This is a genomic window from bacterium, from assembly GCA_035307765.1.
Classification (GTDB): domain Bacteria; phylum Sysuimicrobiota; class Sysuimicrobiia; order Sysuimicrobiales; family Segetimicrobiaceae; genus Segetimicrobium.
The window spans coordinates 84,269-94,165 of the sequence record DATGHU010000013.1; the positions used below are offsets into that span (position 1 = coordinate 84,269).

General features: G+C 65.5%; 6 protein-coding genes, 1 tRNA gene and 1 pseudogene. 1 reads left to right on the forward strand and 7 read right to left on the reverse strand.

Translation table 11 applies throughout. The features are described from left to right. Window positions 1-516 precede the first annotated feature (516 nt). Entirely contained in the window at window positions 517-867 is a 351-nt protein-coding gene (locus tag VKV57_05000; protein HLW59269.1) for a VOC family protein, read from the forward strand. A gap of 284 nt (window positions 868-1,151) precedes the next feature. On the opposite strand, the pseudogene VKV57_05005 reads toward VKV57_05000, so the two are convergent. The 7 genes and pseudogenes from VKV57_05005 to selA all read right to left on the reverse strand — a co-directional run. Then, window positions 1,152-1,899, reverse strand: a pseudogene (locus tag VKV57_05005) (sigma-70 family RNA polymerase sigma factor). A 276-nt stretch (window positions 1,900-2,175) separates the two neighbouring features. Next, window positions 2,176-2,589, reverse strand: coding sequence for a DUF1801 domain-containing protein (locus tag VKV57_05010; protein ID HLW59270.1), 414 nt, complete (start codon window positions 2,587-2,589; stop codon window positions 2,176-2,178). A gap of 304 nt (window positions 2,590-2,893) precedes the next feature. Beyond that, window positions 2,894-3,286, reverse strand: a complete 393-nt coding sequence (locus VKV57_05015) for a VOC family protein (GenBank protein ID HLW59271.1) — start codon at window positions 3,284-3,286, stop codon at window positions 2,894-2,896. 820 nt (window positions 3,287-4,106) lie between these two features. Next, a tRNA-Sec gene (locus tag VKV57_05020) sits at window positions 4,107-4,200 on the reverse strand. Window positions 4,201-4,456: 256 nt separating this feature from the next. Further along, entirely contained in the window at window positions 4,457-6,274 is a 1,818-nt protein-coding gene (locus VKV57_05025) for a response regulator (protein HLW59272.1), read from the reverse strand. 505 nt (window positions 6,275-6,779) lie between these two features. Next, a complete protein-coding gene (selB, locus tag VKV57_05030) occupies window positions 6,780-8,729 on the reverse strand; it encodes a selenocysteine-specific translation elongation factor (GenBank protein HLW59273.1) in 1,950 nt (649 codons plus the stop codon). 24 nt (window positions 8,730-8,753) lie between these two features. Further along, window positions 8,754-9,897, reverse strand: a 1,144-nt coding sequence (gene selA / locus VKV57_05035; GenBank protein HLW59274.1) for an L-seryl-tRNA(Sec) selenium transferase, incomplete at its 5' end; no start/stop codon positions are given.

The following is a 9,897-nucleotide window of genomic DNA, read 5'->3' on the forward strand; positions in this document are numbered from 1 at the left end:
TGGGTACCCGTCCGGCAACCCGGGGGCCGCGGCGCCCCGCCAGATCGGCGGGCTTCCTAAGAGCTGATTTTGCCATCGGTGATACGCAAGCCTGAACGGGAAGCGCGCCGTGGATCCTGGGCCATCGAATCACCGGCGAGGGCAGCCGGCCCACGCGCATCGAAGCCCACTTCCTCGGGGGGCGATTCACGCGCCGGGGCGTTCTCATCGGCGAGGACTTTATGCCCGGGTCGAACATGCCGAACAATAGGGCAATGCCTCCTAATCTCTTGGGCATCTCAGGAATTTCAGGTAGAAGTCCGGCCCGGAAGCGGTACCGCACCCGTCATGTGCAGAAACCGTACCCGGCCTGGCGCTCGGGTGGGGCTCGGCTCGACGGCTGTGCGCGCCTTCCGTTACCAGAAACCCTGAACATCACGAGATCCTTCTGGTAGAAGTACATGTTCAAGAAAGGCATGGAGACGGCAGCCAACGACCTAGAGGCGTGGGCCAGTGTGAGGTTCAGAGGTGGCAGAAATGAAAATCGGTTCGATTGTTATCCGCTGTCTTGAGTTCGACAAAATGTTGGCATTCTGGCAGGAAGCCCTCCACTACGTCCCCAGGGAACCCGCGAAGGGTGGCTGGGCGGTGCTTCGTGATCCCCAAGGAAGAGGGCCCAATATATCTTTGGATCAAGTTCCTGAAAAGCACTCAGGCAAGAGGAGCAGGTTGCACTTAGACCTCTACACCGACAACCAAGAAGGTGAGGTGGAGCGCCTAATCAAAATCGGGGCAACTCGCTATCCGTGGAGGTATCCCAAGGGCGCTGACTTTACAGTGCTCGAAGATCCCGATGGCAACCTCTTCTGCGTCGTTCAGAAGACCTAACTCGCCGCAGAAAACAAGAGAAAACCAACCCGATTTGCCCGACCCCGACTGATTGGCCCGTGGCCGCTAGGGCCCTCGGGACGAGAGAGCGGGAACGTCAGGTGGCGCGGGCGGCCGACCGCACGCTCGAGCGGTACTGCGCGATTCTGAAGATGGATAATTTGCTGACACCGAAAACGCGCAGATCACGAGGTGGAACGCCAGCTCGACGGGGCAAGGGGAACATGAGCTGGGTTAGCAGCCCCCTGCCGTAGGGACCAGGCCGAGCGGCGACTCGCCGTCTTTCAGCTCTCGATAGCGGACAAATCGAGCCGACTGAGTCGCTCCGGATCCGCCAGGATGTTGATCTCGACGATCCTGCCGCCGGCGACCGTGCAGCCGAGCACGGCGAACAGTCGTGAGCGCTCCGCCATCTGCCCTCAGCACAACGTCCGGGTCGAGCACGGAGACAACGCCGTGGAAGTCGCCATTGCGGGCCGCCGCCAGAAAGGCATCGATGATCTGGCGCTGCTGCTGCAGATTCGGATCTGACGTCGGCGCCTGACCTTGGACGCCTCGTCGCGCACGGCTCGCGAGCTGCCGCGCCGCGACGGGCGAACGGTCCACGATCGGCGCGATTTCCTCGAGCGTCATCCCGAACACATCGTGAAGGACAAACGCCAGGCGCTCGGCGGGCTTCAGTCTTTCGAGGACCACGAGGAGCGCGAGACCGACCGAATAGGCAAGTGCGGCGTCAGACTCCGGATCCCCATCGGCGGGAGCGATGATTGGATCGGGCACGTGCATGTCCGAGGGATCCTCCCGGCGCGAGGCCCGTGTACGCAACAGGTCCAGGCACACCCGCGCGACGACGGTCGTCCGCCAAGCTCTGAGGTTCTCGACGTCGCTGACATCGGTCCGGCCGAGTCGAATCCAGCTTTCCTGGACCGCATCGTCTGCATCGCTCGCCGACCCGAGCATCCGATATGCCACCGCGCGCAAATGCGCTCGGTGCTGTTCGAATTGCTCAGCGAGTCCCTCAGGTGTGGGCATCGGTCACATTCCTCCGTCGCGGTCTGTCAGGGTACTAACGGACGAAACTTCTCAGATGTGACAGAACCGCTGTCGTCTTGAAAAAGCTCATCGCCTGTCCTCGGCCCATTGTTCGCGCAGCCTGTTCCGGTTGGTGCTCCTGATAGCTCGGTTCAAGAATCGGCGTTGCCCCGACGCCATAGCCGAATTGGAGACGATGGCGATCCGACCGCTCGCGAATCGGCTCCGCTGGTGGCTCCGCAATGCGTCAGAAATCGGTGGCCCCGGTCGCGATCACTAACGGGACGAGGATCCGTTCAGGTGAACGGCAGCTCGAACGAGCGCCTTGAAAGCCTTCTCGTCAATCTCATCTCCCGCATGGATGACTATCGCGCGCATGGCGTTGCCCTCGAGGCCGGAGTTGAAGAGGCCTTTCGGGTCCTTGAGAGAAGCTCCCTTGGCGAAGGTCAGCCTCACATGGTTCTTGTAGGTCTCGCCGGTGCAAATGATCCCCGCGTGGGACCATACCGGAACCCCGGCGGGGTTCGATGGCTTCCTCCATTTCAGCTCCTCGACCACCTCTGGGTCGGCCTGCTTGATGAGAGTACGGAGCCGGGAGAGCAGCTTGCCGCGCCAGTCGCCCAGCTCCGTGATCCTCGCGCCTATCCTCCGGGAAGATGATTCGGTTTTCGGTGAGCCGCTCTTTTCCATCTAATCACTCCTCCCCAAACGCAAAATGCTTGCTTTGGCATCATCCTGCCATCATCCTGAAATATATTGCGCAAAAAGAATCAAACGACCAATTCCCACCAATGTCATCAAGCGGTCTTGCATCCTCTCGATCACCGCGGGATTCCATATTCAGTGTGGCTCGCCTGGCGTTGTCTGAGGCGAGAGTTGAACCTCCAATCACCAAGCTCTTTGATTCGCGCGTCAATGAGCGGAGAAGGGCGTTCGCTTTCCCGAGAGGTTCTCATTTTCACGCTCCCTTCAGCCATCCGGCTGAACACCAGGCCTACCAGCGCGCCAGCTGCGTGATTTGAATGAGGTTGCCGTAGGTGTCGTTCAGCATCGGGATGGTCGAGCCGGTCACCTCGGTAGGCGGCACGGTGAACTCGGCGCCGCGGGCTTTGATGCGCTCGTACTCGGCCTTGACGTCGTCGGTGTAGAACATGGCAGCGGGCTGGCCCTGCTGAAACATAGCCTGCTGATAGGCTTTGGCTGCCGGCTTGTCGTTGAGCGCGAGCTGCAGCTCGGTCCCGTCCGGTTCTTCGGGTGAGGCTACGGTCAGCCAGCGAAACGGCCCATGGCTGAAATCGGCCTTCTTGGCAAAGCCCAGCACTTCGGTGTAGAATCGCAGAGCCTTCTCCTGGTCGTTCACGTATAGGCTTGTCAGTTTGATTTTCATGAATTTTCCCCTCCCTCCAGTCACGTTCGTGGTGTGTGCCGCGTCATTCCATTGGCGGAACGCGACGGGAGAATGTGATAGATGAGTGAAGGGCGAGTTGTTGGTTGAGCAAGTCGAGGCCGAATCGAGATCGTCATTTGGGGGCGCCGGATACGGACAAATGTCCGATGAGCCGGCCGGCACCGGGTGCTCTCTGCGGCCACCGGCGTGATCGCGGCACCCGCGGGAAGGCGATCCCCAGGATTTGGCTCTTACAAGACCCTCTGCGGGGTCGGACGGCAACGCCGGCGCGGCGGTTTCCAACTCGCCCCGAGGGGATACAGTCCAGACCCTCACTCAAGTCGCGGCCGGCCGGTGTTTGGCGTAGCAGAAGCCATCTAAATTAGGACCGTCATAAGGCGCGGGCATCACGCGGCGGTTTTAGGCACAAGTTCATGGGCAAGGAGCAGCGTCGTGTGTCATGGGGCCCCCGGCCGAATGCTCTGGTCGCCCGGGCGCCGGCGAATGTAACCCCCTGTCCGGTACCGTCGCCCATAGGCCCAACACATGAGATGACGGGGCCGGAGCAGCCAGTTTGCTCGCGACTTTGTCCGCACCGCCGCGGTGTTCCCGTCCGCAGTGAGGGAGAAGCACGCCGATGCGAAACGATAACGCCGGACCAGGTTCGGTGCTTAGCGCAATATCCTTGCGACCGTTCCGGTTGTGGCTGGATCGCCAGACCCTTTGATGTGGCTCGCAGCACCCATTGATGCCCTTTCCAGGACCGTGAGGACAAACCGCGAGACTCCGCGCTGCACGTACCGATAAATAAGGCACGCTGTGGCGGAGGGGAGTGGGAATCGAACCCACCACGGGCGATCAGGCTCGTCGACAGTTTTGAAGACTGCGAGGCCCACCAGGACCCTTGCCCCTCCCCCCATCACGCGTCCACCGCGAGGAAGCCCTTCTTGGGGTGGCGACCTCGAGATGGTTGCATTCTAGCGCGATGCCGGAGCGATGCCAACCCTGAGGGACCACGCGGAATGGGATTAGCCGGAGGGGTGGGTCACCCGAGCTGGATGGGTCGAACGCGCACCCCATCACTGATCACGGTGCCGGACGCACCGAGCCGTCGGTCTTGCATTTAGCGATCGGCTGATGGGTACGCGATGCGGGAGAACTTTCTTCGATTCAGCTGTGCCGGGTACCGCGACCGTGGTTTTTTCTGCGAGAGGATGATGCGATCCTTAACCGCTTCTCGGGCTTTTTGGGCTTGCCGGTGTCCACGATCGCCTCCTCATAGTACACCACGCCCCCACGGGAATCGCGGATGGCCCGCGAAACCCGCCACACGCACTGGGTTGAGCCGTCGCGCCGTCGAAGGCGAACCTCCCCGCCGGTGGGCAGGTATTCCGCGCCCGCCGACACATCGGGTTGAGGTCGGGGAACCGAATCGATATAGTGGTCCCCAACATTTACGTTCCTTAACGTCTCCGCATCCGAATAGCCGACCATCGCCGCGAACGCGGGGTTCGCCTCAATGATCTCGCCGCTGGGGGTTGTCTGCGCCAGCCCGATGGGAAGATGGTCGAAGGTGTCCCGGAAGCGGCGCTCGCCCTGCTGAGCCGCACCCAGCACCTGGACCAGCCCCAAGGCCTGCCCGATCTGATTGCCGACGGCCCGCGCAAAGGGGCGCATTTCCTCCGTCAGCGCCCTCTTGCCTGACGTCGCGACAAGCACGCCCACACACTCACCGCGTTGGAGAAGCGGGCTGATCAACGCGGACTGCTCCACCCGCTCGGGCCCAAACACCGCCCCCGGGGGGAAGATGAAAGAGGGGATCACCTGGGGAATTTTCCGGGTGAGCGCCTCGCGAAGCACCCGGGCGTGGCCAAAGAAATCGTCGAGGTGGCGTCGGATCGAATCGGGATACCCCGACCAGGCTCGCGGACGCAGTGTCCCGTTCGGCCCGCTGAGGTAGATCACACCCCGGGGGGCGCCCAAAGCGTGCAGCACCTTGTGGAGCATCTCCTCGAGGATCTCGTCCACCGAATCACACTTCACGGCTTCGACGAGGCTGGAGAGAACCGCCAACTCCGCTTCGCGCCGCATGAGCCGCTGGCGGATGTGTGCATTCATCGACACCTGTCGGTCCAGTTGCTGGGTGAGACGGCGTGTATAGTCCTCCCCCAGCGTGGGACCGCCGGCCGTTGCGCGGGGTGGGGGCGGCGTGTTGAGGTTCGCGATCACGGCCGCGACGACCGACTCGAATCCGGGCGATTTAACGACTAAGCCGTTGGCTCCCGCCTCACGGGCGAGGCGTTGGTCGATGTCCTCACTATAGATAGAAGAAACGAGCAGCACGGGAGTGCGGGCAAGCCGCGGATCCTCTCGCACCTGGAGGCAGAATTGGAACCCATCGACCTCAGGCATGAGGACATCCGAAACAATCAAATCAGGCGGGAGCTCACGCGCACGGGCAAGCGCGTCGGCGGCGTTCGCGGAAGCGACGACGGCAAACCCCGCGCGTTCCAGGCGCGCCGCGATCAACCTGCGGTGGGTCGGATCATCGTCCACGACAAGGAGTCGTTGTCCGCGACCACCTGGCTTCTGGAGATCTCGATCGGGCAAGTAGGCCCCGACCATCTCAAGGAGCTGCCTGGGTGCAACGGGTTTGAAGAGGTAATCGGTGAATCCGGTTTCAATGCTGCGGGCCTCCTCGGCGGCGGTCAGAAACCCGGTATAGGCAATGATCGGGATATCCTTTCCCCCGGGAAGGCCGCGAACCCGTCGCACCAGTTCAAACCCATCGATATCGGGCAGGATGAGGTCCTGAACAATGAGGTCGGGACGATGGGCCATCATCTCGATCAGAGCGTGGCCGCTCCGGGCCTCGAGCACCGTGTATCCCGCCTTTTCCAGGGTCACGCGGACGGTCTTCAGCCCGGTCGGGTTGTCCTCAACGACCAGGATGACGTAGGGATCCAGGTCCACGGATCGGTCAATCATCGGCGAGGCCTGTGCATCCCCCCCGGCGGGCGGGGGACACGGTCGGCCCCGCGAGGGGCCCCCTACTGGAGCGACGACGTCCTCGGAGCACACTCCGCTCGGGATGGGGCGTCCTAGGACGACGGGGCGCGCACGGATCGCCTGCGCTGATGGGCGGGTCAAGACTGGAACCATTTAGATGCCGTTGCTGCAAGGCGAGCCACCTCCCGCACACGGAACAACCCGTTGAAGACCTTGATCGGTGTGCTGTGAAGCGGTCACACCGCGCGGGTCCGCGGGTTCTCCCACCTCATCTTCCAGCCAACCTCTCTCAGCAGGCTCGCACCTTGGCCCGGAGGACGCTCAGGGCCTCGCGCACGTGCCCCTGACCTAACCTCCAGACAACTTCCTTGTGAATGGATACCCACCATCGAGTTTTTCTAGACCTGATGGAGGTTCCCCCGAACAAAGCCGGCGGCGCCCTGCCCCCGGGCCCGCGTCCAGCTCCGTCGATTGGGCGGGCGCGCTATGGCGGGGGGGCCGGCCGTACGAGCACCCGCTTGTCGCCGACCCGGCGGGTGACATGCCGAGCGTCAAAGTACTCCAGCACGGTCAGAGCAAACTTCCGGCTGGTTCCCAACAGGTCGCGGAGTCCCGCAACCGTAACCTCGCCGTGCGCTTCGATCTGCGCGACGACCCGCGATTCGATTTCCGCGAGCGCTTCGCGGTGAACGGTGATGTCCCCGCCGACATGCACGAGCGTTCCATCATCCAACAGCGTCTGCAACATCCGCTCGCCCACGGCACGATCTTGCGCTGCGGCAACCGCTTCCTCGAAGCTCGGCGGCCCGAAGCGGCCCCGCCGAAACCCGTCTTCGATCGCCCGGCGCGCGGAGGTCTCCAGCGGGTTGTGGACGAGGCGAAAGGCCGATAGCGAAACGAACCCTGCCTGGACGGCGACCTCGCCGCGCGCAACCAGCGCGTCCACGGCGTACCCGTACAGGCGGTCGTCGCCGGCGCCGAACGCGCGGCTCTTCAGGTCGTCCCGCGGCATCCCCCGGCGCCAGGGAGCGGCGGCGTGATGCGCCTCCAGCGTGCGGAGGACCCCGTCCTGCACGGCCCGGACCACGCCCGCGGCGAACAGACGCCCCCGGAGATCGACCGCCTCCCCCGCCGCCGCCAAGTCCGCCAGGCGTCCGGCGACATGATCCCGGGTCGCGCCGACCACCTTGGCGAGGGAGTCCGCCGTCGTCCCATCCCGGCCGGCGGCCCCGAGGGCTGCGGTCAGCTGCCCGTCCACCCCCGATCCCTCCTGCGACACGACCGCCTGGGCCGCCGCCGCGGATCGACGACGAAGAGGGGCTCGCGCGGTAATGACCTCACCACCGCCGATGGTGGTCATGGGAGAGTACCGTCGGAGGACGAACGGGTCGCCGCGAGCCACGACGGTCGATCGTTCCAACCGCAGCTGCGCCGGGGCTGTCTCCCCGGGACCGATGCGCCCCCGATCCAGCAGCCGGATCCGCCCGATCACCTCGTCGGCAGCGACGTAGCACCGGATTCGCTCGTTGTGCTTGAGGTCCGGCGCCCCACCCAGCAGCCGGACGCGCACGTCGAGCACGGCCGTGGGCTGGAAGGCCCCCGGAGCGGCGAGCACGTGGCCGCGCGCCACCTCCCCCTTCGCCGCCCCCACGATATTGAGGGCGACGCGCTGCCCCGCCCGCGCTTCCACGACCGGAACCCCGTGGCTCTGCACCTGGCGCACGCGCACCTCGCGTTCAGCGGGAAGCAGTTCGAGCAGGTCCCCCGGCCGGACCCGCCCCGTCCAGAGCGTGCCGGTCACCACCGTCCCAAATCCCGGCATCGTGAAGCTGCGGTCGACCGGCAGCCTCGTTGGAGCGTCCACCTCGCGTGGAGGGAGCGTCTGGAGCGCGTCGTCGATCGCCGCGACGAGCGCGGGGATCCCGTCACCGCGATGCGCCGAGACGGAGACGATCGGCGCCCCCTCAAGAAAGGACCCCGCGACGAGTGCCCGCGTATCGTCGATCACGAGGGGCAGCCACTCCGGGTCCGTCACCAGGTCGATTTTGTTGAACACGAGGATGCCGCGCTGGACCCTGAGGAACCGGAGGATGTCGAGATGCTCGCGCGTCTGCGGCATCACCCCCTCGTCGGCCGCGATCACCAGCAGCACGAGGTCGAGGCCGGTGGAGCCCGCCAGCATGTTGCGGATGAGCCGCTCGTGTCCGGGCACGTCCACGAGGCCCACCCGCCGCCCGCTGGGAAGATCGAAGTGCGCGAAGCCGAGGTCAATCGTCATCCCCCGCCGCTTCTCCTCCTCGAGCCGGTCGGGGTCGATCCCGGTGAGCGCCCGAACGAGCGCGCTCTTGCCGTGATCGATATGCCCGGCGGTGCCGACGACGGCGTATCCCTGGGGAGCCGCTGGGACGGAAGGGGTCGGGCGCAGAGGGCTCACCGTGCGCGGCCGACCGCCACGGGCCTACGCGCCGGTGCCCCCCGCGGCCGCCGCAAGGGCCGCGGCGAGGGGAGGCAGGTCTTCCGGGGACAGCGTGCGGAGGTCGAGGATCAACCGGTCGTCGACGATCCGACAGAACACGGGAGGCCGGGCGTGGTGCAAATGCCGCTCCCACATCTGCGGGGACCCATCCGCCGGGCAGACGGCCACTCCCCACGACGGCAGCTCCACCCCGGGGAGCGCCCCCCCACCCGCCTCAGCAACGGTGGGGCTCACCGCGATCGTCGCGGCGGACCCCAGCATCGCACGGAGACGCGCGGCCAGCTCGTGGGCACGGGACGCGAGGACGGAGGGATCGGCGCTCAGCATCCGCAGGACCGGAATCGCCTCCCACGCGCGATCCGGATCCCGGTAGACTCGCAGCGTAGCCTCGAGCGCCGCCAGATCGAGCTTGTCGATTCGCACCGCCCGGGCGATCGGGTGCGCCCGGATCCGGCCGACGATTGGTTCGCGCCCCACGATCACGCCGGCCTGCGGGCCGCCAAGGAGCTTGTCCCCGCTGAAGGTGATCACGTCCACGCCGGCGGCCACGGCGGCTCCGGCGGTGGGTTCCGCGGGGAGGCCGCGGGCGCTCAGGTCGATCAGCGCTCCGCTCCCCATGTCGAACACCACCGGGATCCCGACGCGGCGCCCCAGGGCGGCGAGGTCGCCCGGTGGAACCTCGTGGACAAATCCGCGCATCGAGAAGTTGCTGCGGTGGACTTTGACGAGGAGGGCGGTGTCGGAGGTCAGCGCCGACTCGTAATCGCGCAGGTAGGTCTTGTTCGTCGTCCCTACCTCGACCAGTCGGCACCCGCTGGCCGCCATGATGTCGGGAATGCGGAAGCTCCCGCCGATTTCGACGAGTTCCCCGCGCGAGATCACCGCTTCGCGCCCCCGCGCCAGCGCGGTCAGCGACAGCAGGACGGCCGCCGCGTTGTTGTTCACCGCAAGCGCCGCCTCCGCCCCGGTCAACTCCCGCAACAGGGCGGCGACATGGCGCTGGCGCGAGCTCCGCTCGCCGGTCGCCGGGTCGACCTCCAGAACCGTCACCCCGGCCGCCGCGGCGACGGCCTGGCGCGCGGCGTCACACAGCGGGGCGCGCCCGAGGTTGGTGTGGAGCAGCACG